Source organism: Bacillus sp. AY3-1 (assembly GCF_008368785.1).
Classification (GTDB): domain Bacteria; phylum Bacillota; class Bacilli; order Bacillales; family Bacillaceae_G; genus Bacillus_A; species Bacillus_A wiedmannii.
This window is the reverse complement of the sequence record NZ_QORZ01000016.1, coordinates 179,622-206,621: the sequence shown is the minus strand read 5'-3', so window position 1 is coordinate 206,621 and position 27,000 is coordinate 179,622. Positions and strand designations below refer to the sequence as shown.

General features: G+C 33.8%; 30 protein-coding genes and 2 pseudogenes. 3 read left to right on the top strand and 29 right to left on the bottom strand.

Features of this window, described 5'->3' with window-relative positions; translation table 11 throughout:
* Window positions 1-8: 8 nt before the first annotated feature.
* The 11 genes and pseudogenes from DN389_RS12295 to DN389_RS12240 all read right to left on the bottom strand — a co-directional run bounded on the left by DN389_RS12295 (window position 9) and on the right by DN389_RS12240 (window position 12,780).
* The gene (locus tag DN389_RS12295; RefSeq protein WP_088122605.1) at window positions 9-1,181 is read right to left on the bottom strand and encodes a 3-phosphoglycerate dehydrogenase family protein; all 1,173 of its coding nucleotides are present in this window, start codon (window positions 1,179-1,181) and stop codon (window positions 9-11) included.
* A 12-nt stretch (window positions 1,182-1,193) separates the two neighbouring features.
* Window positions 1,194-2,276, bottom strand: a complete 1,083-nt coding sequence (gene serC / locus DN389_RS12290; RefSeq protein ID WP_098802445.1) for a 3-phosphoserine/phosphohydroxythreonine transaminase — start codon at window positions 2,274-2,276, stop codon at window positions 1,194-1,196.
* A gap of 210 nt (window positions 2,277-2,486) precedes the next feature.
* Window positions 2,487-2,678 carry a DUF378 domain-containing protein gene (locus tag DN389_RS12285; protein ID WP_000670803.1) on the bottom strand — a complete coding sequence of 64 codons (192 nt, stop codon included), beginning with the start codon at window positions 2,676-2,678 and terminating at the stop codon, window positions 2,487-2,489.
* An 89-nt stretch (window positions 2,679-2,767) separates the two neighbouring features.
* Window positions 2,768-3,835 (bottom strand): glycoside hydrolase family 113, encoded by a 1,068-nt coding sequence (locus DN389_RS12280; protein ID WP_098802436.1) that lies wholly within the window; start codon window positions 3,833-3,835, stop codon window positions 2,768-2,770.
* Between the two features lie 209 nt (window positions 3,836-4,044).
* The gene (locus tag DN389_RS12275; RefSeq protein ID WP_098802435.1) at window positions 4,045-4,815 is read right to left on the bottom strand and encodes a DUF6612 family protein; all 771 of its coding nucleotides are present in this window, start codon (window positions 4,813-4,815) and stop codon (window positions 4,045-4,047) included.
* Window positions 4,816-4,899: 84 nt separating this feature from the next.
* Window positions 4,900-5,265, bottom strand: coding sequence for a hypothetical protein (locus tag DN389_RS12270; RefSeq protein ID WP_088081052.1), 366 nt, complete (start codon window positions 5,263-5,265; stop codon window positions 4,900-4,902).
* 1 nt (window position 5,266) lies between these two features.
* Window positions 5,267-7,000: a tetratricopeptide repeat protein gene (locus DN389_RS12265; protein WP_149237186.1), complete on the bottom strand. Its 1,734-nt coding sequence runs from the start codon at window positions 6,998-7,000 to the stop codon at window positions 5,267-5,269.
* 29 nt (window positions 7,001-7,029) lie between these two features.
* The gene (locus tag DN389_RS12260; protein WP_000999215.1) at window positions 7,030-7,974 is read right to left on the bottom strand and encodes an ATP-binding protein; all 945 of its coding nucleotides are present in this window, start codon (window positions 7,972-7,974) and stop codon (window positions 7,030-7,032) included.
* A gap of 178 nt (window positions 7,975-8,152) precedes the next feature.
* Window positions 8,153-10,543: a penicillin acylase family protein gene (locus DN389_RS12255; RefSeq protein WP_149237185.1), complete on the bottom strand. Its 2,391-nt coding sequence runs from the start codon at window positions 10,541-10,543 to the stop codon at window positions 8,153-8,155.
* A gap of 82 nt (window positions 10,544-10,625) precedes the next feature.
* Window positions 10,626-11,378 (bottom strand): DnaD domain-containing protein, encoded by a 753-nt coding sequence (locus tag DN389_RS12250; protein WP_149237184.1) that lies wholly within the window; start codon window positions 11,376-11,378, stop codon window positions 10,626-10,628.
* 333 nt (window positions 11,379-11,711) lie between these two features.
* Window positions 11,712-12,780, bottom strand: a pseudogene (locus DN389_RS12240) (S-layer homology domain-containing protein).
* Between the two features lie 632 nt (window positions 12,781-13,412).
* Between DN389_RS12240 and DN389_RS12235 the strand changes: the two are divergent.
* Window positions 13,413-13,856: a DUF7832 domain-containing protein gene (locus DN389_RS12235; RefSeq protein WP_149237183.1), complete on the top strand. Its 444-nt coding sequence runs from the start codon at window positions 13,413-13,415 to the stop codon at window positions 13,854-13,856.
* Between the two features lie 81 nt (window positions 13,857-13,937).
* Here DN389_RS12235 and DN389_RS12230 read toward each other — a convergent pair whose 3' ends face one another.
* A complete protein-coding gene (locus DN389_RS12230; protein WP_088122612.1) occupies window positions 13,938-14,519 on the bottom strand; it encodes a TetR/AcrR family transcriptional regulator in 582 nt (193 codons plus the stop codon).
* A gap of 224 nt (window positions 14,520-14,743) precedes the next feature.
* On the opposite strand from DN389_RS12230, the gene DN389_RS12225 reads away from it, so the two are divergent.
* Window positions 14,744-15,994, top strand: a complete 1,251-nt coding sequence (locus DN389_RS12225; RefSeq protein ID WP_098802431.1) for an MFS transporter — start codon at window positions 14,744-14,746, stop codon at window positions 15,992-15,994.
* Window positions 15,995-16,138: 144 nt separating this feature from the next.
* On the opposite strand, the gene DN389_RS12220 is transcribed toward DN389_RS12225, so the two are convergent.
* The 7 genes from DN389_RS12220 to DN389_RS12190 form a co-directional block, all read right to left on the bottom strand.
* A complete protein-coding gene (locus tag DN389_RS12220; protein ID WP_098190643.1) occupies window positions 16,139-16,597 on the bottom strand; it encodes a hypothetical protein in 459 nt (152 codons plus the stop codon).
* A 155-nt stretch (window positions 16,598-16,752) separates the two neighbouring features.
* Window positions 16,753-17,709: a DUF3994 domain-containing protein gene (locus tag DN389_RS12215; RefSeq protein ID WP_000992215.1), complete on the bottom strand. Its 957-nt coding sequence runs from the start codon at window positions 17,707-17,709 to the stop codon at window positions 16,753-16,755.
* Between the two features lie 56 nt (window positions 17,710-17,765).
* Window positions 17,766-18,095 carry a hypothetical protein gene (locus DN389_RS12210; RefSeq protein WP_000587857.1) on the bottom strand — a complete coding sequence of 110 codons (330 nt, stop codon included), beginning with the start codon at window positions 18,093-18,095 and terminating at the stop codon, window positions 17,766-17,768.
* A gap of 101 nt (window positions 18,096-18,196) precedes the next feature.
* A complete protein-coding gene (locus DN389_RS12205) occupies window positions 18,197-18,535 on the bottom strand; it encodes a DUF4064 domain-containing protein (protein WP_063261426.1) in 339 nt (112 codons plus the stop codon).
* Window positions 18,536-18,661: 126 nt separating this feature from the next.
* Window positions 18,662-19,036 (bottom strand): immunity 22 family protein, encoded by a 375-nt coding sequence (locus tag DN389_RS12200; protein ID WP_149237182.1) that lies wholly within the window; start codon window positions 19,034-19,036, stop codon window positions 18,662-18,664.
* Between the two features lie 15 nt (window positions 19,037-19,051).
* A complete protein-coding gene (locus tag DN389_RS12195) occupies window positions 19,052-19,567 on the bottom strand; it encodes an ankyrin repeat domain-containing protein (protein ID WP_098190645.1) in 516 nt (171 codons plus the stop codon).
* A 103-nt stretch (window positions 19,568-19,670) separates the two neighbouring features.
* Window positions 19,671-20,159, bottom strand: coding sequence for an antitoxin YezG family protein (locus DN389_RS12190; protein ID WP_088081042.1), 489 nt, complete (start codon window positions 20,157-20,159; stop codon window positions 19,671-19,673).
* A 236-nt stretch (window positions 20,160-20,395) separates the two neighbouring features.
* Between DN389_RS12190 and DN389_RS12185 the strand changes: the two genes are divergently transcribed.
* Window positions 20,396-21,103: a DNA alkylation repair protein gene (locus tag DN389_RS12185; RefSeq protein ID WP_098190646.1), complete on the top strand. Its 708-nt coding sequence runs from the start codon at window positions 20,396-20,398 to the stop codon at window positions 21,101-21,103.
* 67 nt (window positions 21,104-21,170) lie between these two features.
* Here the strand turns inward: DN389_RS12185 and DN389_RS12180 are convergent, their stop codons facing one another.
* The 10 genes and pseudogenes from DN389_RS12180 to DN389_RS12130 form a co-directional block, all read right to left on the bottom strand.
* Window positions 21,171-21,632 carry an Imm30 family immunity protein gene (locus DN389_RS12180; RefSeq protein ID WP_149237181.1) on the bottom strand — a complete coding sequence of 154 codons (462 nt, stop codon included), beginning with the start codon at window positions 21,630-21,632 and terminating at the stop codon, window positions 21,171-21,173.
* Between the two features lie 227 nt (window positions 21,633-21,859).
* Window positions 21,860-22,282 carry an immunity 22 family protein gene (locus tag DN389_RS12170; RefSeq protein ID WP_142343608.1) on the bottom strand — a complete coding sequence of 141 codons (423 nt, stop codon included), beginning with the start codon at window positions 22,280-22,282 and terminating at the stop codon, window positions 21,860-21,862.
* A 19-nt stretch (window positions 22,283-22,301) separates the two neighbouring features.
* Window positions 22,302-22,445: pseudogene (locus DN389_RS28765) on the bottom strand (SecY-interacting protein Syd); the annotation flags it as partial.
* 8 nt (window positions 22,446-22,453) lie between these two features.
* Window positions 22,454-22,999, bottom strand: a complete 546-nt coding sequence (locus DN389_RS12160) for a hypothetical protein (RefSeq protein ID WP_149237180.1) — start codon at window positions 22,997-22,999, stop codon at window positions 22,454-22,456.
* A 105-nt stretch (window positions 23,000-23,104) separates the two neighbouring features.
* Window positions 23,105-23,368 (bottom strand): hypothetical protein, encoded by a 264-nt coding sequence (locus tag DN389_RS12155; protein WP_048544721.1) that lies wholly within the window; start codon window positions 23,366-23,368, stop codon window positions 23,105-23,107.
* A gap of 70 nt (window positions 23,369-23,438) precedes the next feature.
* Window positions 23,439-23,990: an SUKH-4 family immunity protein gene (locus tag DN389_RS12150; protein WP_060487689.1), complete on the bottom strand. Its 552-nt coding sequence runs from the start codon at window positions 23,988-23,990 to the stop codon at window positions 23,439-23,441.
* Between the two features lie 166 nt (window positions 23,991-24,156).
* Window positions 24,157-24,945 carry an Imm47 family immunity protein gene (imm47, locus tag DN389_RS12145; protein ID WP_142343607.1) on the bottom strand — a complete coding sequence of 263 codons (789 nt, stop codon included), beginning with the start codon at window positions 24,943-24,945 and terminating at the stop codon, window positions 24,157-24,159.
* Window positions 24,946-25,006: 61 nt separating this feature from the next.
* A complete protein-coding gene (locus DN389_RS12140; RefSeq protein WP_098802428.1) occupies window positions 25,007-25,495 on the bottom strand; it encodes an SMI1/KNR4 family protein in 489 nt (162 codons plus the stop codon).
* Window positions 25,496-25,679: 184 nt separating this feature from the next.
* A complete protein-coding gene (locus DN389_RS12135) occupies window positions 25,680-26,138 on the bottom strand; it encodes a toxin-antitoxin system YwqK family antitoxin (RefSeq protein WP_097858647.1) in 459 nt (152 codons plus the stop codon).
* Window positions 26,139-26,532: 394 nt separating this feature from the next.
* Window positions 26,533-26,988, bottom strand: a complete 456-nt coding sequence (locus DN389_RS12130; protein ID WP_088122629.1) for a hypothetical protein — start codon at window positions 26,986-26,988, stop codon at window positions 26,533-26,535.
* Window positions 26,989-27,000: the final 12 nt, after the last annotated feature.

Here is a 27,000-nt window from a genome sequence, read left to right as displayed (position 1 = left end):
TCTCTCCTTTACACAATCATTCGAACGGCTACAACACCTGTAATTTTGCTTATATTTTCCACAATGTTCTCTTTTATTATATCATCAATTCCGTTATCAATATCAATCATTGTATACGCCCAAGAATGTTTACTACGATTAATCATATCCGCAATATTAATATGATGTTCTGCTAAACATCCTGTAATTTGTCCTACCATGTTCGGAACGTTTTGATGCATGATTGTAATACGTTTCTTTCCGATATAAGGGAGTTCGACGTTTGGATAGTTTACTGAATTACGAATATTTCCTGTCTCTAAATATTCACGTAATTGGCGCGCTGCCATGATTGCACAATTTTCTTCTGATTCAGATGTAGATGCACCAAGGTGAGGCGTCGCTGTTACATTTTTCATCTTTATCACATTTTCATTCGGGAAGTCTGTTACGTAATGCGTAATAACATCTTCTTCTAACGCTTTTTGAAGAACATTTTCATCTACAAGTTCTCCTCTAGAGAAATTGAATAAACGCATACCTTTTTTCATCTTCTCTATAGCGTGTTCCCCAATAATTCCCTTCGTTTGATTCGTAAGAGGAATATGAAGTGTAATATAATCACATGTTGCGAAAATTTCATCTAAACTAAATGCTCTTTGCACATGTGTAGAAAGACGCCATGCAGTTTCAACTGAAATGTAAGGATCGTATCCGACAACGTCCATCCCTAAAGCTAACGCATCGTTCGCAACTAAAGCACCGATTGCGCCAAGTCCGATAACTCCTAAACGTTTCCCTGCAATTTCTGATCCAACGAATTGTTTTTTTCCTGATTCAACAAGCTGTGGTACTTCTTCACCTTCTAAATTTTTCGTCCAGCTTACACCGTTAATAATGTTACGTGAAGACATAATAAGGCTGGCGATAATAAGTTCCTTTACTGCATTTGCATTCGCTCCTGGTGTGTTAAATACTACAATCCCTTTTTCTGTACATCGCTCGACAGGAATATTATTTACACCAGCACCGGCTCTCGCAATCGCCTTTAAGTCTTTTGAAAATTCTTCTTGATGTAAAGAATAGCTGCGAAGTAAAATACCGTCTGGGTGATCCATTCTATCCCCTACTTCATAACGCTCTCCGTCAAAAACTTGCAAACCCTTTTCCGCAATTTGATTTAACGTTTGAACACGAAACATATCCCCATCTCCCTATCTATTCTCAAGCTCAAATTCCTTCATATAATTTACTAATTGCTGTACGCCGTGCACTGGCATCGCATTGTAAATACTAGCACGCATACCACCGACTGAGCGATGTCCTTTTAGCGTAACGAGACCGCGTTCTTTCGCTTTTTGTAAAAACTGATTGTTCAGCTCTTCTGATGGTGTTGTAAACGGAATGTTCATAAGTGATCGATACGTAGGATCAACTGGTGAAGTAAACAATTTTGATTCATCTAAGAAATTATAAAGAAGTGAAGATTTCATTCTATTCTGTTCTTCAATCGCAGATACCCCGCCTTGCTCTTTCAACCACTCTAGTAGAAGTTTCGTTACGTAAATACTAAAGGATGGCGGTGTATTATATAAGGAGTTATTTTTGCTGTAAGTTTCATAGTTTAACATCGTAGGACAAGAGCGATCTGCTCCCCCAATTAAATCTCTTTTTATAATAGCAATCGTTAAGCCCGCTGGTCCTAAATTCTTTTGCGCTCCCGCATATATAAGACCAAACTTCGTAACATCATATTGTTCTGATAAAATATTTGAGGACATATCCGCAACGAGCGGTACTCTATCTAAACGTGGAATGTCCACATATTTCGTACCCTCAATTGTATTGTTCGTTGTAATATGTACATAATCTAGTCTTTCATCATTTGGTAAACCATCCAGTTTAGGAATTGTAGTAAACTTCTCTTTTTCAGAAGAAGCAAGCACTTGTACTTCCCCTATTTTTTCAGCTTCTTGCATCGCCTTTTTAGACCATGAGCCAGTTAATACGTACCCTGCTTTTTTATACGTATTCATTACATTTAACGGTATCATAGAGAATTGTAATGACGCACCGCCTTGTAAAAACAGTACTTCATACTCATCAGGAATGTTCATTAATTCACGAATTAGGCTACTCGCTTCATCTATAATACTTTGAAAATAAGAAGATCGATGACTCATTTCCATAATAGACATGCCTGTCCCGTTATAATTTACAAGCTCCTTTTGCACTTTCTCTAAAACTGGCAAAGGGAGTATTGATGGTCCAGCTGAAAAATTATATACTCTCTCCATCACCCTGATAACCTCCCTATTTCTTATTTTTATTAATTTTTAAACTTTCTGAATTATAACCTAAAATATAATACGTGGTCAATTTGTTTTCTATTATTACGGCGTAAGACGCAATGGAATCGCTTGCATGTGCAAACTACTTTTTATAAACATACAAAAAAGTGTTAAGTACATAATCGTACTTAACACTCTAGTAATAAAGTATAATTGCTAATTGTCCGTGAAGAACCGATCAAAAATTTGATAAATAGCAGAAAGACCAATGAGCCAATAAATAGTGTCCACAAGCGCCGGCATAGAACCAAACCATTTCTCAACTACATTGTAATCTAACGCTACAAACAACCAATTCAAACCGCCAAGAATCACCAAAATTACTGTAAGGTAAGACAAAAATTTCATTATGATTGCCCCCTAGGTGATAAGATGGTGAAAGGCCTTTCACTAGAAATATATGTAGTAAAATTCAAAACTTACCTACTTTATAAAAATTATTTTCGGTACCAGCCGTTAATAACTGCCTCTGCTTCTTTACTATGTATTTGATACGCATGCGTACTATTATGAGAGCCAATAAACCAAATTGAAAAACCTTTAAAATACGGTTTCGTTTCTAATACATCTCGGTAAGCACGCCATCCGTTTAATTGTACGTCCTTTGAAAACACATTAGATACATCTGGATTCCACGGATTTTGTAGTCCAAGTTCACGCGCCGGAACGTTAAATCCACCAAAATAAACCGGCTTTCCTGTTGCTGTATGTAATTGTTCCAACTGCTGCACAACATTTTGTCCACGATTATACACTGTCGTCGCAAATAAACTTTTCTTTACTTCTTCATATGTCGGATTTCTTTTTCCCGAAACTTCAAACCAACTATCGATACTTACAATATCAACCTTTTTTAAATACGGACGATTGATTTTCTCTTTAAACTTCGCTTCATACGAAAGATCAAAGCTTGCTGTTAACCACCAATTCATTTGATACAAAACATTTCCTTTATACTGCTGACGGACGAAATCAATCGTATCGCTCCAATATCCTTCTGCATATTCCATATTCACAAAATTAGAAGCAATCTTGAGCCCGTACACATTGTATTTACTTGTAATCGAATTAAAGATGTCTTGTAGAATAACCGTTTTCCAATTCCAGAAGAAATCATTAATATTACTCGGATTCCATTCCGTTTCCCCAACATTTCCTTGCTGAATATATGGGAACGGTTCCACAATAACTTGAATATTACGCTTTAATAATTCTTGAATTAAAAGAATAGCCTGTTGCTTTTGTGCTTGATTAATTACCATGTTCGTAGAAGTTACATTCGGAATATCTACCTGAATCGGTACATTTACTGTATTTAAATTTAAGCGCTCTACATCAGCTAACACTTTCGCCACATTTCCAACTTCCCATACCGTTACATTTCCTGATTTGATTTTTCCAGATTGAACAGTATTTACATCTGCCTGTACATTTCCTTGAAAACAAAAAGAAAACAGCATAATAAACACCCCTAAAAAACTTACTAAACTCTTATTTTTCTTCACAACTTTCCTCCTATAATTTTTGGCATTCTTGCTTATTCTATACAATGTTTCACAAATATTCCACAAGAATATTTAATGAAATTTCATCAATAAAAATGCTATTCACCCTTTATCCACACCTTATTCATACTAACCTCCTAAAAATAGTAAGGTAAATAAAAAAAGGAGCGTATTTCAGCTCCTTTTTTACCCTTATATGATTGAATTTATTAACTTCCTTCAGGCAACTTAATTGGATCAAATTTTTCAAATGAATCAATTTTTATACTCACAACTGTATCCAATTTTTCTTTATCCGCACTAGATTTCTTATCTGTATTACGTTCACTTACATTTATAATTGTGCGCATCTCTTCAAATTTATAATCTTTCGTTATGATATATTCAACAGTGAACGCATCCATATTAAATCCGTCCGTTAATTTTTTCATATCTCCATTAATTTTCTGTAATGTATCTACTGCTTCTTTCCCCTTTAAGTCAAGTGTAAGCTTATATGTATCTCCCTCCTTCTTTGCTTTCATTTTTTTAGCTAAATCTTCCGGTAAATCTAACTCATTAAGTAAATTTTTACTTACCATTACGTCATCAACATTAAATTGATCATTAGGTATCGTAACTAACTCTCCTGTACCAGGGTCTTTCACTTGAACAGCGACCTTTCCATCTACTTCGTACGTTACAATATCTGTTCCACTTATTTTCATTTCCGCTCTAGAATTCTTTCGTTTTGGCTCCATTTGAATGTTCATTTTAATCTCTTCTGATTGGCTGTTCCCCTTCATTGACATAAGAGACGTTAAAGTGAGATATTCTTCTTGTTTTAATTTATCACCCGCTTTTTTAAAAATGTCTTTCGCTACTAACTCTTTTTCTTTTTGTACAGATGTAGTTTTAGGCCCACTTGTTTTTTCACTACTACAACCAGTTGTCAAACCTACTATTAACGCCAAACTAGATGCTACAATTATTTTCTTCATAATGATTCTCCCCGTCCTCTATTAAAAATAATTACACTTTATGTATAGTAAATGAAATGAATTAACACAAAACAGATACAATACTTATTTAACTTCTAAACTAAACCAGTTATTCAATCCATATACTAACGTAACTAACGCTCCTATAACACCAAAAACAACTATATTTATACCCATTGAAGAACCAAATACAACAGCCATTATTGACACAATCATGAATAAAATGGCGATACTATTAATCTTAATTTCTACTATATCGCCATCCTTTACTTTCTTTTCTTTACTCCCAAAAAAGAATTGTTTTACTTTTATATTTGCTTCATCTCCCTCAAAAGGAAGCGTATATTCTTCATTATTTTCAAGTTTCATTACTACTTCATTATCTACCTTTACAGCGACTCTTGCTGCTCCTCCCATCATTCCCGTTGCCCTTACTACTTTAATACTCATGCTAAATCCCCCCTGCTTCAACGCCTTGTGACTCTATTTTCCCTAGTAGCCCTTCATATTTTTGCATCTCTTCTTGCGCATTATTCCAGCTCTCACCGTAAATATGAGTTAACTTTCTTGCTGTTATTTCAATTATAAAAGAGCTATCTCCATTTTGAAGTAATACATACGTTCTTGTATCCTCTTTATATATTTTCATAGGAGTTGCTTTTTTTAACTTCTCCCCGGCTGGTTGTCCTACTTTTTCTAACATAACCGGTACATAACTTTTCTCTATAGCTCCCTCAATTGTACTTCCATTCCAATCACCTTTTCTTAATACGTATAATACAGTTACTACTTCTAACTTATCGAACGATTCTTTTTTATCTTTGAGCGCTTTATCTTGTTGCTCTACAATAATATCCTTCGTTTCTTGACTCATTTGTGGCGTCGTATTCACCGCATTTGTATTATTTAAGTTATACAATTTCCCAGCTTTAAATATAAAGGAGATCGATAAAACGACAATTAAACAAATATACCATTTATTATATTTTGGTGATTCAATATCTGAATAGGATTGAATCTTTTTATGTTCAGCTGATGATAAAGCTGGTTCTTTCACTGCTGCAGCAACCTCTTGTTGCCCCTCATACACAGTTCCTTTACTCCAAAAGCCCTCTAGCTGTGCTTCCAGTTCTTCTTTTGATAGTTTCGCAGCTGGAATAGTAGTAGCTTCTCCTTTTTTAACTGTACTTTCCATATTGGAAATTTCACGATTTCGAATGATTTTATTTTTTTTCACATTGTATTCAGCATCAAAGCGTGTTCCTAATCCTACTTCTTTATGAATCCGCCCTTTTATAATAGATGAAATGATATACATCATAAAAATAGCTATATACACGGAACCCGCATACCAACCTGTTAAATATACAGGGAGGATTATCCACCCTAAAAGGCTTAAAACAACTAAAATATAATATAATTTAAGACTCTTCTTACTTGTAAACGAAAATATTTTACAAAACTTAGAAAATAACTTCCAAAATGTATACGTAAAACTTGCCATAAAAGCACAATACTTATTTTTCGTTCCGATTGTATCTCTATAAATTTTGTAGGCACCTTCATGATTCGGCTCTAATCGTATTGCAGTTTCAGCTAGCATTCTTGCTTTTTTAAAATTCCCTTTTTCTTTTGCTACATTTGCAAAAGAGACTAGATTTGTTACATTTTCTGGATTTAGCTCTAACGCACGTTTTTCCGCCTTTATACCCTCTTCTATTCGTTTCGGATAATAACTTAAAAGAATAAAAGCATATCTTCCTACATACATATCATTTTCAGGTTCTAACTCTATCGCTTTGTTATAGTATGTAATACCTTTATTAAGCGATTCTATATGTACTTTTGCCTCACCCACATAAAAGTAATATACGCCTTCTTCCGGATAATTTTTTATCCCTATTTCTGCTATCTCTTTTAATCTCTTAAAATTTTCTTGCGCATAAAAAATATCTAACGCTGTTAATAAAACATTTTCATCTAAGTGATCTATTTTTAGTGCCTCTTCTAAATATTTACTTGCTTCATCAATTTGTCGAAATCCAAAGTAGTACACATGACTTAAACAAATATAACCAGTAGCATCTTCTGGATCTTCTTTAATCATCCATTCCGCTTCTTCTTTTGCTAGCTCAACATCACCAAGCTTCAATAAGTGCGAGATTCTCCTAAGTTGCTCTTCCATCTATTCCTTTCCCTCCAAACTAATATCATTTATTTCAATTGGTGTTCTTCCATATACTCTAATACTTTGTCAAAATCTTTATTTACATCACTAAACGTTGCATAATTTTTTGCGGTTGAGAACCAGTCTAAAGTTGTCGGTTGCCGTTTTTTCATTGCTTTTAATAAATCTTCATTGGATAAGGGTTGTAACTGTCCCGTTTCAAATGAACGTTGAATAGCTTCATTAATAGCATCTTCCACTAAATATGTTAAATCTGCTCCTGAAAAATGCTCTGCATACTTCGAAACAAAATCTAACTGCAATTCCATTCTCGGTTTATCCTTTGTTTTCAACTCTAGTATTGTCAGCCTTTCCTCGTTATTTGGTGGTGCCACAAAAACAAGTGAATTAAAACGGCCTGGTCGTCGTAACGCTGGATCAATATACCATGGTGTATTTGTTGCCCCAATTATATAAACACCTTCATTAAAAGAATTGCTTCCGTCCATCTCCACTAGCAATTGATTAACTAACGTTCTTTGATGATGAGCACCCATCTTCTGTCTATTCCCGCCATATGCGTCTAACTCATCTATAAATAAAATACAAGGCTTTGTTTTTCTTGCCTCTTCGAACACTTCATGTAAATTTTTCTCTGCTTCTCCTGACCACATCGATAGTATTGCTTGCAACTCTAAATGAATAAAATTAGCGTTTATCTCACCTGCAACTGCTCTCGCTAAAAATGTCTTACCACATCCAGGCGGCCCATAAAATAATAAACTGCCTCCTACTTTCTTACCGAAAGCTTGAAAATACTCTGGATTGTTAATCGGCATAATAAAGTCCATATTGATTTTCTTTTTAATATCTTCCATTCCGCCAACATCATCAAAAGTTATTTTACTCTCTTCCACTTCAACCATTTGATTTTTTTCTCTATCAAAAGAAATCACTTTAATTTTCTCTCGATATTTCTCCATGTCGTTCATTCTTGTATTTATCCCCCTATAAAACCCTTTAATTTAGAATACATGTATCACTATTGCTGTAAAACCTTAAACAAAATATTCCAAAAAAAATTATAACAAAGTTCTACAGAATTTTTTGTCAAATTTTGTCACGCGGCAAAAAAGAGACCCTTACCTATAGTAAGAGCCTCTTCGAACATTATTTCGGTTGTAAAGTTAACACTTTCCCTTCTATTCCATCCGTATTCAATGTAGTCGTATGATACGTTCCGTTTACCCAATCATCTATTTGATCATGATACCAATCGCTTCTAAAATGTCCTGATTGTCCTGGCCCTACGATATGATAACCGTTTGACATATCTTTCGTATCAATCACGAATCGCCAAGAAGCTCCATGATTGACAATACCGTTATCTCCGTAACTCGCTGCTTGAACGGTAACTTGGCTTCCGCCAATTGGAACTGGTTTTTCACGATTAAATGCAAGTAACGCTAACATACTAGATGATTTTGAGATTGGATGTGTGAACGCCAGTTGATGGTAATCGCCCCACTTCCACTCCGCAACATTCGGTCCATATTCCTTCTGTAATTTCTTCATTACATTCTCGTACGATGTATGCACAACTTTCGTGAAGCCTCCGTACTTTGTAAACCAAGCGCTATTTTCTCCCGCTACTTCTTTTCGAATCAATTCATCAACAACTTGTGACTTCCCTTCAAATAACTCCATCACATCTTTCGGTATTTCTTTTGAAAATAACGTATTTGAAATCTCTTTCATTAACAAATGGAATATTAATGGTGCTGCTTCATCTTTACTATCGTAAAAATTCCACTTTGTTAATTGTTTTACACCTTCTTTCTCTACTTCATTTAAAGATGTTTTATTTAACTCTTTTAAAAATATAGGGGCAAATTCTTTCCCGTATAAATTTTTTTGATCCATCTGTAACTCTTCTAAATCTTTCACCGTATACTTTTCTTTCTCTTGTAAAAATTCTTGAATACGCATTTGTCTATATGGCTGTGCCCACGTATTACTAATATGGTACGGATAATTATCATCCACAATTTTATTATTCGCAGTTGAAATAAACCCTTGTTTTGGATTTATTACTTTTGGCAGTTGATCATATGGGATATACCCTTCCCATTCATATTCATCTGTCCACCCTGGCACTGGCAAACTCCCATCACCTTTTTTACGCACTGGTATATTTCCATTTGCTTTATACGCAATTGTGCCGTCATTTGATGCAAATACAAAGTTTTGAGTTGGTGTATGAAAATCTTGAAGTGCCGTTTCAAACTCATTCCAATCCTTCGCTTTATTCATATTTAATACAGCCTTTAATTCAGCAGAAGGCTCCAAAGCAGTCCATTTCAAAGCGAATACTGTTTTCGTTTTCTCTTTTCCTTTATCCGCAAACTCTGAAATGACTGGACCATGCCTCGTAACCGTCACATTATACGGAATTGTTTTCCCGCCTTTTACTTTAATAGATTCATCAACAACTGTAGCTTTTTCCCATTTATCGTTATATAAAAATTCATTTTCATTATTAGGATTTCGCTTCTCAATATATAAATCTTGTACATCAGGACCTGTATTCGTAACGCCCCATGCTATTTTGTCATTGTGACCTAATATAACACCCGGTACTCCAGCGAAAATAACACCACTCACATGTAAATCTTTCATTTCAAGTTTCGATTGATACCAAATAGAAGACGTTGCAAGAGATAAATGAGGATCATCCGCTAAAATTGGCTTACCAGACGCACTCTTCTCACCGCTTATGACCCAGTTATTGCTACCATTAAACTCTGGGGGAATGATTGTTTTTGCAAAACTTTGTGCTACGTCCACATTTGTATTCTTCAGTTCAGCTAGCAATCTAGGTGCATCTTTCGGATATGTAGGAAATAGCTCATTTGCTTGCTCTTTCGGTAAATTTTTCAGCGCCCAATATCGAAATGCCTGTCCGTGCCAATGTCCGCCTAAGTCAAACGCCATATACTTTCCAATCGTTAACGTATCAACAATGGACCATTCAGTAGGCTCATATCCTAATATAGTAAACTCAACCGGCAATTTCTTTTCCTCTTTCGCCTCGCGTATAAAAGCGTTCACCCCATCAGCAAATGACTGCAGGGCATATTTCGCTTCCCCATCATATTGACTAACAGACGCTTCGGCTGCTCGTCGTAAACCGAGTGTTCGAAACAATTTATCTCGATCAACAGCTGCTTCCCCTACAACTTCACTCAACATCCCAGAAGCTTGCCTTCTACTTAAATCCATTTGAAACAAACGATCTTGCGCTTGTACATACCCTTGCGAAAAATATAAATCATGTGCATTTTCCGCTTTAATATGCGGTACCCCTTTACTATCCCGCTTTACCTGAACAGCATGTTGTAAATCCTCTAGCTTTATCGTCCCATCTATCTTTGGCACAGAACTAAGCGTATATATGTTCAAAAAAATCACTGTACAAATAACTAACAAAAGAACGATACTACTACACCAAATAAAAATTCTCTTACCTCTAGTTCGTTTCTTCTTTATGACGACTTCCATATAACCCCTCCTTTCTCAAACAATTCGCTTTTATTTAAAGAAGCACCTTTTAGAAAAGTTGAAAAACCCATACTTTCTCATACTATGGATCATACAAACTACATACTGCTCTCTTATGTAAACCTTCCTTTCCTTCAATGAAATCTACTCGTCCTTTCTTATACCAATTCCTTAAAATCCCCTTCACATAAGCAAGCGTTCGCTTATTATGTTCAAATGCAATTTTAAGCGCCTCTATTACTGTCTTTCCTGAAACTTTTTGTATCCACTCTTTCAATTCCTTCACGATATACGGAGATAGACTACTTATATTTTGTTTGTAAAACTTATAAACTTCACTATGCGACGTATCCTCTTCTGTCTCTTCTTCCTTCTCCTCAACAACTTCTTGTAAACTACTAGTATCCTCTTCTGCCGGCATACCAAAATGCTGCAATAACAATGGAATCTTCCATTCTTCTTCAAGACATTTACGTAAAAACGTATGTATGAACTCTTTATTTTTCACAGTCTTTAATTCCCGTAACACACACTTTTCTACATTCGTATTTAAAATAGGGTTATAGTGTAGCCAATTTAGTATGTATAACTCTTTCGTTTCCGCATCGTATAAAATCTTTCCATATGCAACAAATCTATTTAACAGCTTCTCAACAGTTTCCATACTGTAGCCTGTTTCCAGTTCTGCCACACGCTTCGGTAATACGTAAATTCCACATTGCTTCGTTTTCGTACCAGTTAACAAGTATATGTAAAAATAACGCTCCTCTGGCGTTAAATCTAATATGAATTCATCTTGCCAAAAGTTCACCTGCACATTACGGTACACCGCCATATGTTTAGCTCCTCCTTTTATTCATAAAAAGACAGAATTCAACCCTTCAATATACATATAGGAATGAGCGCTTTGTTTTTGCATTTGAATTCCAAATTTTTTTAACTACTACAACGCCGGTTTTATTTTTTCGCGCTTTTTTGTTCTTGTAGTTGTTTTTGTTTTGTTTTTTCTTAGTGATTTATTACTTGGTAGGTGCTTATGAGGGGCTTAGAAGGGGCTTCATAGGGGCTAAAATAAAAAGGAGCTGTTCCAAATTTTCATTTTGGATAGCTCCTTTAACATCCTTATTACTTTTTCTTGCATCAGTACAAACTTTTACATACCATTCATTTATTTCTGCATAGAGTCTAACATCTTCACTAAAAAGGCAGCTGCCTCACCACGAGTTGTTGTACCTTTAGGATTAAACTCATTATTTCCAACACCAGTAACTACCTGTAAGCTGTATAATCGTTGAACAGACTGTTTATATGTGATCAAATGTTTATCCCTAAATGGTAATGCAACTAATTCACCTGTAACACCTTTATACTGTAATGCGTTGTCAATCATGATAGATGCTTCTTCACGAGTGATTGGTGCGTTCGGGTCAAAAATCCCACCACCACGACCGCTAATAATCCCTGCACTTGCACTTCGCTTAATACCATTATGAAGTGACGGATGCGCTTTGTTAATGTCTACAAATGACTTATTTCCTTCTGGTAATTGAAGAGCATTTGAAATTAATGCAGCAAACTCAGCTCTCGTTACATTACGATAAGGCGCAAATACACCATTTCCTTCTCCGTGCATAATACCTAGACTGTGTAGTTTACGAATATGTCCCTCAACCATCCACCTGTAATATCATCTTTTGGCTTTTGTACTTCTTCTTTTGGTACATTGTAGTTAATCTTAATCCAACTTGGATTATAGAAAATCCACTCTCCATTTCCTACTTTGTACCAACCGTTTTTAACTGCTAACACTTTGTAACGGTCACCTTTTGAAGCTTTACGAACAATATGATGCTCAAGGTCCGCACCACTACGTACGTTTATACCGTCACCATTCACTACAAGCTCCATGCTAGGTTCAGCTGGATTAAATTCATTTGAATCAAATAGCTCGTTTCTTTCATTTTATGTAATTCTTCTGATTCAGAATGTTTATGCTTATATTCTTCCAGAAGAACTTTCTCATTTTCTGATACTTCTGCCTCATTAATTTACATGTAATCTGGAGTTTCTAGATTGAAATTCGAATAACTTAAACCGCTTGTTCCACGTTCCCCTTGTGCAATACTAAGCTGGTCAGTATGAGATTTGTTTATCTCTTCTGCTGATATCGCTAAAGGTGCACTCCCTAACATTACTAAACTTGTTGATAGTGTGATTACTCGTTTTTTAATATTCATTGCTGTATGAAATACCTACACAGTTCATGTAAGCATCCTAACTTCCCTTTATTTTCTCATTCGTGAAAGACTATGAATCTACTATGTATAAAAATATGTTTATTCCGCCTTTTTATAAACACTTCATTTTATCCCCAGCAGGCGAATTATAATTTCCAGAAAATCCCTTAAAAGACATTATTTTATAACTAATTGCAAATGTCGTCAAAAGCACTTACCCTCATACACACTACTCCTTCTCAAAAATAGATTGGGATACTTTTTTACTGATTTTCTTCAATAAGAAGGAACATTATGATTTTTCATAACTACTATGTATCTATTAAATAAATCCTGTTTCTTTGTACTTGTTCTCTTTGAAAATATTAACATTTTTACATTCTTGCGATAATATAGATGTAACTTTTTATATTGAAGGGAGTTTTATTTGGAAAAGATTGCTCATATTGATAGCTGAAATAAAGAAGACCAAAAAATGATGAAGAAAAACGAGAGTACATTCGATATTCATCAGATGGGATATATTTTGAAGAGCTAGAAATAACACCACTAGAATGGCTTGAAAACATAGTTAAACTATTAAAACAAACAGTACAAGTTTATTAGATCATACGTTAAAGGGGATGAACGAATTGTTAGATACGATTGTTTACGATAAAGCGAAGTACCATTATCAAGGTGATTTTCCTGAGGACTTACCAATTGATCAAGCTTTTGTACATACTGGTATGTTTTTAGGATGGATAATTGAACATCATTTATGTAGTCAAGAATTTGAAGAAGAGTCTCAAGACGAAATTAAACAGTTTAAACTTAGACAAATGACTGACACAGAAATTTATATGAACTGGGATGGCGTTTTAGCAGACGACATGTTAAATGATGAGGGCAACCGATTCGCAAAGTACTACTTTAACCATGATGAGGACTGGAAATATATAAATGATTATAGTAATGTTTTTATAAACGAAGAAACTCTCTACCATGTGCAAGATACTTGGGAAAACTATTTCAAATTAAAAGACGTTATTGATAATAGCTATAATTTTTGGAAAGATAACTTACAAAATAAATAATTATAGAAAGTCGATTTCTTATGTTAATAAGGAATCGACTTTCTTATTATCGAATTTGCTGATTAACACCTCACCCAAAGATCATTTTACTAACGATACTATTATTGATACCGAATTATCTATAACGGAACGTTCAGGGCGTGATTTCATTAACACCGTTAATCCAATTAAGGACGTGACTAATGTTTGCGCTACTGCTTTAGCGTTCAAATCACTTTGAAGTTCTCCTGATCGAATTCCTTTCGTAATTAATTCTTGAAAAACAACTGCAAGATACATTTGATGTTCTCTAGTCAGTACTTCAAATTTTTCATTATGAGGAGCAAGTTCGACCATTGTGTTAATACAAAAACAACCTTTACTGAACTCTTTTTTATATTCCTCTTCCACTATATTTTCAAAAAACGTCCGAATTGCTTCTTTTACAGATTGTTCGTTTTGAAGTTTTGTTCGTATATTAGCCGCATGTAAATTTGTGTATCTCCTTAATGCCGCTTCAAATAACCCCTCTTTATCACCAAAGGCTGAATATAAACTCGGCTTTTGTATTTCCATTTTAGCAGTTAAATCGCTTAATGAGGTAGCTGCGTATCCCTTCTCCCAAAAAAGTTGCATAGCAGCATCCAAAGCTTTTTCTTCATCAAATTCGCGTAGTCGTGCCATTTAAAACAATCTCCTTTCTACATCTAGTTATTAAGATTACACATCACCATTTGTGTACCAATCAGTATAGTATATATCGTATTAAATTATAAACGATGTGTCAAAAAATCACATTAAATTCAAAATAAACTTGACATATATGTTTCTTCAAGATTATATTTTACTTATAAAATAACATACCGTTCGGTACGTTATTTTTAACAATACAAAAAGGAGCTGATTTTATGAATAGTAAAGAAAAAATGATGACCATTCGAAAACATACTCACACTCATATACATTCACCTGTTCATGCAACAATGTCTCGTTATATGACTCTATTATTCGCAATAGCTTGCGGAATGGCTGTGGCAAATATATATTTCGCTCATCCACTTCTTGATTCTTTATCAAATGAATTTAAGATTAGTCATTCAACTATCGGTAGTGTAATTACTATTACTCAAGTTTGTTATGCACTTGGATTACTTTTATTAGTTCCACTTGGTGACTTATTAAACCAAAAGAAAATAATCATTGTCCAAATGCTTTTATCTGTTTTCGCTTTAATTATAATCGGGTGCGCTTCCTCAAGCACCGTACTTTTTATAGGTATGGCCTTAGTAGGAATCCTTGCAACTGTTACGCAAACACTTGTCGCATATGCATCAATTTTAGCTAATCCAGCAGAACGTGGACGCATAGTAGGTTTCGTTACAAGTGGCGTTGTAATAGGTATACTCCTTGCTCGTACATTTGCAGGCACATTAACAGATTTAGCTGGATGGCGATCCGTTTATCTCACCTCTGCTACCCTTTTACTCTGCGTAACTTTTTTGTTACACCGAAATTTACCTACTCTTGAACATAAAAAAGTGACAACTCTATCTTACCGAAAATTAATATACTCTGTTTTCTTATTATTTATAGAAGAACGACTTTTACGCATTCGCGGAATATTAGCATTGCTTATTTTCACTTCATTCAGTATTTTATGGACTTCTTTAGTATTGCCTCTAAGTGCTACACCACATAACCTTTCGCATACAGCTATTGGTGCGTTCGGTCTTGCTGGAGTGGCGGGTGCATTAGCTGCTACTAAAGCTGGACAATTAGCTGATAAAGGTTTAGGCCAAAGAACAACTGGCATAGCCTTATTATTATTAGTACTTTCATGGCTTCTAATTAAATCTATTAACCACTCTCTATTGTTACTAGTTTTCGGCATTATCCTTCTAGATTTAGCCGTGCAAGCTGTACATGTCACCAATCAAAGTATGCTGTTCACAGTGCGTCCCGAAGCAAGAAGTCGACTCACTGCCAGTTACATGATTTTTTATTCTATCGGTAGTGCAACAGGTGCAATTCTTTCAACAAATACGTATGCAAAATATGGTTGGGATGGAGTATGCATATTAGGTGTATCTGTTAGTACTTGTGCTCTTTTATTTTGGATAATAACCTTACGGCGATCATCACAGCTGAACAAAGAATAATTCATTTATGATTAATACGTGTTTTTCTACAAGACTATAAAATGACATTTATTTTTTAACACAAATCAACGGCATTTTCATATAAAAAATGCCGTTGATTCACAATTTCATGATAAGGGCCCCTATACTATCGAAATACATCTATTACAAATTCCCTTTAACGTTTTCAACAATCTCGTTTATCGTATTTCGATCAAATTTATCACTAATTTCGTATGGTTCACGATCTCCTACTAATTGTACGCCTACAATATCATTGCGATCCTTATCATATTGCACTTCAATAATAGATCCACGCTCTATTTGTTTCCAAATGAGACTTGCTTCATCTTTATTATCTAAAATCATACAGTCCTCAATATTTTCATCAATTCCTATTAACTTGTTGTCATCTATAAACCCAACCTCGTATTGTTGACGCTCTTTCGCTTTGCTGCTTACTAATATACCTTTGCTACCATATGAATAATCCATATAGTCCTTCTTCTCAGATTGTACCGCTTTCGTCTCTTGTGCTTTAGTTTTTTCAGCGTTCCCACAACCCATGATAAGACTAATTGGCATCACCGTAGTTAGTACTACTCTAGTAAATTTCTGTATCATTTATAAGCAACTCCCCATACTTATATTTAAATTCCGTTTATCAATTTATTAAAACATAACATGATATAAAATAGGCAAAGCCAACGATAAAATATTCGTTGCATTCCCACAATTTAATTAAGGACCAGGCCATTTAAACCTAGTCCTACATAACTTTACCTTTGCTTCACATACTTAATTGTATTGAATGAAGTCTCATTAAATAATCGTAAGTTTTCCCCATCATAATCTTGAACTTTATATGCTATTTTCTTTTTTTGAATTGTATCTTCTACACCGTCTACTAAACGTTTATTGAGATGTAAATAGATTGTAAAAGCTTCCTTATCATATTCCCAAGTTCCTTCAATATAATTCTTTTTATTTGGATACTCACCTTTACCATACGTTTCAAATGTCTTATCACCTTTTAGAATGAGTGACATAATGAAACCGTCTGTTCCTTTAAATCCCCAATTACCGATTAATTCCGTACCATCTTTCACATTCTTCATAACGTTATCCGTATTAATTCCAGCTTTCTTATCTAACTCTTTCAAATCTTTCACAGATACTGTACCGTCACCGATTTTAATATCCCCTTCAAGATCTTTGAATGCCTTAAGCCAGTAGATATCTCCTTCTTTCACTAACTTTTCGGATTTCTCGATTAACTCTTTATCAGTTTTATCGCCTTTTTCTCTTTTTTCTTTTCGGGTGAATACTTCATTTATTAAAGAAAAAGACTCTCTAAAATAACCAATTGCTTTTTCAAAATCCTTTTGTTGATTTACATACTCTGCAGGGGGATCTATCGACTCGAATTTATCTAACATTTTATTTAATTCTTTCACACTATCTACTACATCTGATTTCTTTTTCTTACCGTCAAAAACCTCTCTCGTAATGTTGTTATGCTCCGCAAACAACTTATCAAACTCTACCCCTAATTTATACACTTTATTAGGATAGTCTTCCTTTGAAACCTTTTCTTTCTTACTATTAGACTTCGATTCTTTTACTTTAGACTCTTCCGTTTTCTCCTGTTTAGAAGTGTTCGTTTTCTCAGACACTCCACAACCAAATAACAACATGACCGGAACTGCTACCCCTAGTAATTTCTTTGCATTCATGACTGATTTCTCCTTTTACTTGAATAAGTTACTCTTACTATATCCATCCTCTTTTTTTATCTTGTAATTAAAGTTACAATCGCAATAACTCCTAAAATCGGTCCCCAATATTCCATTTTTATAAAAAATAGTGAGTGCTTTTTGTTAAACATAACTTTTTCACCAGTTTCGGCATCTATATAAACTTTCCCATTTGGCTTATTAATATATTTTCCTAAATACCAAGACATAACCCCTGATATAATAAACATTACCGCCATTGGCCAACTATGGTCTTGAAAATATGTAGCGTCCCCCGTTATAGATCCAAAAATAACCTTACCCAAAAGAGTATTAATAATTACAATAATTGCGACTAAAAAACCCCAACCAGACCAAATAATCATCTATTTCTCCTCCTAAAGCGCACCACTTTGCACCTTATGTTAATTTGAACTGCAAACGAAAACATTAAAGAAACCGAATATTCAGACGCAAACAATTATATTTATCCTACATTCGATTCTAACTTTAGTGTTCTAAATGCAAATGAACCAGACATAATTTGTAATATTGTTGGAATAAGCAAAAAGAATAATGACATAAATAACATAACTATAGGAATCACAATCATACAAACTCCATAAACTTTATTATTAACCTTATTTACTAAACATGATAAAATAAGCAACCCTATTTGAACCGTTAAAATAATAGAATAATAAGCTAAAAGTTCATAATCAAAACCTTCCATAATATTAAACGCTACAACTATTAATAATATGGAAATAATGATTCCTATAATGCCACCAATTAAACCTAGTACGAATTCAAGCGTTCTTTTCAATTCAATCCCCCTTTTATGAGCCACTAAAAACTTGTATATTTTTCCCATTCACCATCATACCAAATATTTATTGGAAAAACTATACATACTTTCATTCTTCCTTACCTTACAGCGACCTTCTTACCATTATAGATAGCTTGTAGCGGTTACAAAATTAAAACCTTCAAAATTACTAACTGAATTGTCATATTGAAAGTTATAAATTAAAACGAAAGAATTATAGGATTTATTTAATTTAACTACTCCCTTAATTCGAGATAGTATTTTATCATCATATGAACATCCCGTTAATAACATAGAAATGTCATCACTTGCTTCTTCTAACACTTCCTTTTCAATAAAATCCTCATCTACATCAATCATATCTATATTAAAATCAACAAAAAATCTTGCTGGTATAGCGTCTCCTTTTTCATCATACGTAACATCCATATATGTATCCAATTGACCTTGCGTTTTCATATTACCTAACCATATTGAAACCATTCCATGTACTTCCATTAATAGCGTCCTCCATTATGAATATATATTCTCATTCAACTTACACTTTACATACTCTGCAATTTCCATCTCCCCTCTTTCAACAGCAAAGGTATAAGCGTCCATTTCTTTCATATTATTACCAGAATATTTTATCGTTATATCTATCCCATTCATAACTAGCAATTTAACAATCTCAAAATGCCCACTATATATAGCAGCAAACAGAGGACTTCGATCCGGCTCACTAGTATCCATTTCAACTTGATGTTTAATAAAGTACTCTGCAATATGTAAATGCCCTTTCGTAGCTGCTCTTTCAAGTACATTTGTAGAGAAAGTCCCACACTTTGCATGAATATTGATTCCTGAATTGATTAAGTACTCTATTATTTCTAACTGTCCATGCGCTGTCGCTACATGTAACCACGTACCAAATAGTGTGACATGTTCCAACATCTTAGGCTCTCTCTCAAGTAAATCTTTTAAGGTGTTTATTTGACCACTCTTTATGGAATCTCTAATTCTTTTCGCAAATTGAATCTTATCCATTGTATTTCTCCTTTAATTATTATCTTACAGAACTAACTTTATAACTTATCAACTACTTTACAACTCATGATTTTTATAAAAACCATTTCTTCTTTCCTTTCAGTCAAATAGGATTATTCGGAAATTCATTGTCATACTTATTAATTAGCTCTTTATCATTTTCATCAATTGGTACTTCACCTAAGTATTTATGTTTCCAAATAATCATCTGATCACTAAAACTATATTCTGTATCGAACCAATTTGTATAATCGAAATGCATGTTAAATCCCCCACTATGTTCAAGAGACATTGTAAAGGAATACCAAAGTTCTTGGTGGTTATCTTTGAAAACATTTCTTAATTCATCACTCAATTCAAATAACTTTCTTTTATTCCTTCTAAATTCTATTTTATCAACAGCAAAGTAAAACGGGATTTTCACACTATAATTAAAATCTTCTCTATCTTCAGGTGTATTATAGTAAAAGTAAGTTCCCCCTCCAGTTTCTGATATTTGAGCGTAAAAATAAAATTTCTCCCACTCTGCTGGAATCATTTCATTAACCGTCTCCGCTATCTCTCTATATAATCGATTCAGCTTTTTTTCCAATTAAATTCCTCCTATATGATTTTTACCGCCCGCTTTTGCTATATTATACCATTTTCTAGATTATCTCTGGCTTCATTTTATTCAACAATCAGACCGAATTTTGATAAACTTTAGAAAGTAGACATACCTCCAAAATACAATTAGTATTAACATTGAGAAGTATGAAAGACTGAAAAATATAAACTAGATAATTACACTTAAAAAGATTTTTATATTAAGGAAGGAAGTGCACAGCTATGGACTTTAAAACAGTTATGCAAGAGCTTGAAGCCCTCGGTAAGGAACGAACGAAAAAAATATACATATCTAACGGTGCACACGAACCAATTTTTGGCGTAGCTACAGGTGCTATGAAACCAATTGCTAAGAAAATAAAAGTAAATCAAGAGTTAGCCGAGGAACTGTATGCCACTGGCAACTACGATGCTATGTACTTTGCAGGTATTATCGCAGATCCAAAAGCTATGAGTGAGTCTGATTTTGATCGCTGGATAGACGAAGCATATTTTTATATGCTATCCGATTATGTGGTGGCAGTAACTTTATCCGAGTCAAATATTGCACAAAATGTTGCTGATAAATGGATTGCAAGTGGGGACGAGCTTAAAATGTCTGCCGGCTGGAGTTGCTACTGTTGGCTTTTAGGAAATCGCAAAGACAATGAATTTTCCGAAAGTAAAATTTCCGATATGCTTGAAATGGTGAAAGATACAATTCATTATTCTCCAGAACGAACAAAATCCGCTATGAATAATTTCCTAAACACTGCGGCAATTTCATATGTACCACTACACGAAAAAGCAGTCGAGATTGCAAAAGAAGTTGGTATAGTCGAAGTCAAACGTGATAATAAAAAAAGCAGTTTGTTGCATGCTACAGAGAGTATTCAGAAAGAACTTGATAGAGGAAGACTAGGTTTCAAACGTAAGTATGTAAGATGTTAAACAAATTCGTATCTGGGTGTCAATTCGAGAAAGATTGACACCCTTTTTTATTGAGATTATTCGACTATTAGATAAGCTCAATGACTTCATTAATAGATTTACTAAACATATCAGAATCTTCATTTTTTATTTCCAATAATAGTTCTTTAATGCTACTTGTAATGGATAAATCAAATTGCGAAAGTACTTTTCCATACACCGTTCTTATTTGGGGATCATTAAGTATTCTGTAATGTATAATCTCTACCCAGTCTTTAGCGCCGCTCATCATCGACGGAGTAGCTGTAGCAATACATTTCAATCCCTCTTCTATATGATTTTCATATAAGCCCTCTATCCCATGAATCAAACTAAACATCACTTCAGGTTGTTCAGTATCATCATCAAAGACTAAACATAAATCTGGAATAATAGAAACATCGTTACACTCAATCACTCGTATGCATGACTCATTAAACTCTTGTATCTCATTTTCATTTTCTAGCAAACGGTTATCATATAATCGATTTAAATGTTCTTTAGTATCCAAAAGAGATTATCCTTTCTTTTTTTCATCTTCAAAATATTCACTGTCCCGATAGATCTTTATCATAAATTCCATCAGTGAATCAGCTTTTTTATTTTCAAAGTAATATACAGGCGTTTATTGAAACGTATTGAAATTAAAAAGTAATATCCTGATAACCTACTTCAATTACCTTGTATTTGATCTCTTCATAGAAATGCTTATAGTACAAATTAGCAACTCTGTACAAACTACCTGTACGGCATAGAACCAATAAATGTAACCTCTAAACCATCAAACATATCTTCTCTTTTCGCTTCATTATATTTAAAATCATAAAGAACAATAACAAAGTTAATATCGTTCGCTAAACTATCTCCATTTACTAGCTTTTTTATTTTAGGAATAATTCGTTCACTATAAGAAAAATCACTTAAAATATGTTCAACTTCCCTTTTATTATTCTCATAAAAACAAATTTCAATATTATCTTCATCATAATAACCGAATTCAAAGCTCGTCCCAAACTTTGAATGAACTGAATCACCATCTATCGTGTAATCTATATCGATATAATCCCCAAGATTTTGGAGTGATTTAGAAATTCCAAACCAAACTGAAACCATTCCACTATATTCCACTTTCCCACCCCATCTAGCCGGTCTATAATTCATATAAACATTCTTCACTTTACTATTTTTGTAACCTCAAACTAGAAATTAACTCATTTAAACTATTCGAAACCTCTGTAAACGACCCGCGTTCAAATTCCTCAAATTGAGTCTTTCCACGTACATTATTTAAAACAACTAGTGAACCATTTCCTTCTACCCTTATCTAGTCCCTTAATAACTCGTGATTAAGTCTTCGCCTTCATATCTAGGGTCTTTCTCCACTTTACCATCTTTTGTTTTGATGACTTTTAGTCTACCTAACCACTCTGCTCCGTTATATGTCTCCTCACTTACCCATACATTATGCTTTTTACCATCTACCTCAACTACTAATGTTGGGTGTGTAAATATGAATTCCTCCTCTACATGCCTACCTACTATTTCTGCATGTAATGATGTACCTTCTTCAACTAATTTACTATTCTGATACCCTTCGATAATAGGTAATCCAATAAATACAAAGAATATCAGTCCAAATACGATTACTTTCTTCTTTGTACTCCATTTATTCTTTTCTTTCAATTCCTTTTGTCTTGCTTCTCTTTCTTCGCGTTCATCCAAACTCTCATTTAAAGCGTCTTCCCACGCCTTAATTTCTGCTTCGATTTCCGCTTCGGCTCTTGCTAGTTTTTCTAGTTGTTCATCGGTTGCTACCATCTCATATGAATTATCTCCAACCACACGAATTTCAGCACCATTTTCTTTTACTTTCCGCAAGTCTTTTTCTGTACAATCAAACTCTCGAATGATTTCCCCTTGTGTGTTTACAAGTCTAACGTAAATGTTTTTTTCTCCTTCTTCTTAAACATCTGAACTCCCCCTTTATTTGTCTCCTATCATAGATAACCCTACTGCAATTAAGAGAAAGAAAACGATAATAAGGAAAGTCTTCCCTTTGCTTACTTGTGTTGTACAACCTTCCAAGACAGCCCATATAAGAATTGGGAAAAGAAGAATACCAAGGAGAATGTCAACCAACTTGTTACTACTCTTCTTTAGTGGTTTTTCTTCTTCTACTATCGGTTTTATCTGAACAGCTTCTTTTCTTATTTGTTTCGGCTTCTTTTTCTTGCGTCTATGATTCACCCAACATACCCCTTTTAGAATAACTTTTTACAACTATAAAAATACCGGAATATCCCCTTTTCACTTCCACTTATTCATATAAGCTCTCAATTTCAATACACCAAAAAGAACCCTTTTCCATACACTTATCATCAATTTTTTTCAATTCTTCCTTCAACCAACTTATTGTACACCCTGGTATATTATTATCGATAAAGGCATCCTCACCATTTATCTCTACTGCCTTATCAATCATTTTTGAATATACTAATAAGCATGCTGCAAATTGTTGTATAGAAGAATTCATAAACACTTCTTTATACGCATCACTATTATTTAGAAATACTATTTTTTCTTGTTTTTCAATTATACAAATTGGATCTCCAGAACTTGTTGTTCCTAAATACCAATATTTTCGAAACTCTTCTGGCATATGAAATACATTTATAATAGACCTTACGAAAGACTGAGATGAAGTAAATTCTAAATATGGTGGCGGTGTTTCCGGCAAGCCTCCTATAGACAAAAATCGTTTCACTTCAGCTGAAAAGTTTTTGTTTATTAATTCTTTTTCAGGAAATGTAATGAGTGGGCCATCTTTATTAACATCCCATTTCTCTCGAAAATCCTCTGGTATTATCATTTTTTCACCTTCTTGATGTGTTTATAACTTTTTACATTTAGTTGAGCTACTAGTTGTTTTTTTATTTTCTCCCATAAAACATCTATTAAAGCTTTCCGTTATAATAAAAATCACTCCTTAACAGGATGCCATAGAATGTTTTATATTCATCACATATATCGTTTTCTTATACGACTACATGTCCATAAAAATACTTTTTACCAATCTTCCATTCTTTCTTTGTTAGAACATCGATATATGACATCAACTCTCTATTTTTTTCATTTGTTATTATCGTATCGTATTGAATTGGACATTTGATTCCACTCCAAATTGATAAAACGGAAGGTATAGTAACAACATTATAAGTAGTTCTATCTCTTAAAGAACTCATAACTTCCGAAACTAACTCCTTTGCCAAATCTCCAGGAAAAGATAGTCTATTACGATAATAGTATTCTTGCGTATCATTATTTTCGATAAAACCAGAATAAGCTTCATTAAATTCTTCTAACGATACTTCATAATACTCGTCCTCAATTCCAAGCATCCATGAAAGTTCATTTCTTATAGCTTTTTCAACAAAGGTATCTTCCCACTCTTCTAGTAATGCTAAAAGATATGGTACTACATGATATGAAAGAGTTTCACTAGCACTTACTACAAAATTATGAACTCCATCCTCTGAAGCACTTGAAAGGAATTTCAAATTATTCATTTCTAATAAATCATCGTGAGTAGCTACTGAACAAAATAGTCTAGTGCATAAATGTAAAACAAGCTCATTTCCAGTACTATTCATAAGTTCAATTAGTAACCCCTTTACGGAGAAATCACCTAACTTTAACAATTCGTTAATTAAAATAAAGCATTCTGTCTCTGTTGCACTATCCCTTAAGTTAGACTTAAGAGTTTCTATTGTATGATTAGAAACTTTTCCATACCAAATATCTTTTTTTAGATCCTCTAATTCCATCATTCTCCCTCCTTTTATTGCTGCTTACATTTATACGAACCATTTTATATGGATAATATTATTAATCACGTAACTTATTTAAAAACTCCGTAAATTTATTAGCTACAAAAAATACATTTTCTCTCGCTACTTCCTCTGCTTCCTCAGCCGTAATCCCTTCACTTTCCATCAATGTTTCCTTTTCCCATGCCCCCTCATGTTCCCAAAAGACGACAATTGGATCTTCTTCATGATTTTTATAATCAAAGCAAATTAAATTTCCTGCTGGATCAAATGCGAATGGCACCAATGCACTCGGTAATGTGTCATTGTAGTCATAGAATACCTCAATAATATTTTCATCATCATCCATATCATAAGTTAGTAATGTACCAAAAACTTTTCTCTTCCCCTCAACTTCAAATACTTCTGGGCTAACATGTGCTCCGTTATTCTTCATTACACATTCTATATAATCTAAAGGAAAATGAATGCCCAACTCTTTTTCCACATTCTTTACATTTTCTCGCAATAAAGGCTTATCTGGTGATCTCCATTCTACTTTATTCATCTCCTACCACCCCACTGAATCTCCTCAAGTCTTTTTCTCATTTATATTTGTTTGTTCGCGCCATAAACATACTTCTATATTTCGATACCTCTTCACATTTCCTATATATCTTTCTACGACTATCTCTCAATCGAATTACAATTTGTTATTTTATCAATATTCAATATTCTTAATGTAATGCTTCTTACTTGTTTAAACCGCTACTGAATTTTTCCGCATATAATATATCGAATTCAGTTGGTTCTATTTTTTGTTCTACAATATTCCCTTGTTCATCATACTTTTTAAAAGTCATTTCACGTCCCGCAATACATTCAGACTCATGCTTCTTCATTCCGTTTTGAAAAAATTCAACATGGTAGCCTTCAACCGTGCTTCTATTCATATTGCTGATTCTTTTTATATTTCCATTCATATACAACTCCACATACTCTCCTTGTTTAACACCATTTTCTACATAGAAATAACATTCTATATTTCCATTCTCATAGACATCATAAGCTAAGCCAGTAAACAATTTTTCTTTACCATCATCTGCACACTCTACTATTCCTAGCCCATAAGGTCCCCCATATTCTAAACACTCTTCAAACTCAAGGCCATTCTGTATTATATACTCCTTCGTTAACACATCATTTAACATTTTCAATCCTCCTTTACAATATTAGCTAATGGTTAAGCTGTTATGTAAAAGTAAGTTTTTATCGTAATATACTTCTATTTTTATTATGTAATTTCTACATGTAATGAGAGGTATTTTCTAATATTTGTTTATAACGTATGCTATCCATAATATATAATTTTAACATTTAAATACATATTTTTTCTGATTTTTAAATTCACTACTCAATCGCCTAATGAACTAACAGATCCCCTTAGTTATTTTTCATTTTGCACAGTATGTATTAATTACGCACAAATAAAAAAACTACAGTCTAAAAGTATATCACTGTAGATTCTTACATTTACTCTTCTTGATAACGTACTATATCATAGGGATAATGTGGTGTCTCTTTCAAAACTGCATTATCTTAAGTTTATTTATAGTACTTAATGCACCTTTCTTGGAAAGGGATTCTATCATCAAACAGCACTTCTTCTTGCAGAAACTTTATTATATCCTCTATTTTCCCAATGAATAATGCGTAAAAGTCGCCCGAATTTGGATATAAAAACAGACCATATCCCTTTGGTGACAGTATTTTGTTGGCCATCTTGATCTTATCGGGTAAAAATTCATAATTAAATGCTTCTAATCTCTCAAGTTCTTCTTGTGTTGCTAATTCAATTTGGTGGGCAAATTCGTAATCAAGAATAAAATTGACAATTTCTTGGTATTGCTCACCTTTATAGTCAACGTATAAAAACTGTTTCGTTGTCAATCCATATTTTAATAGGTCTTCATGTAAGTCATAACCTCCTTGTTCCTTCAAAAATGTTTCCAAATCCTTGCTATCAGGAAATATAATTTGCGCTATCCCTTGATCAGGCATCTTAGCTTCCTC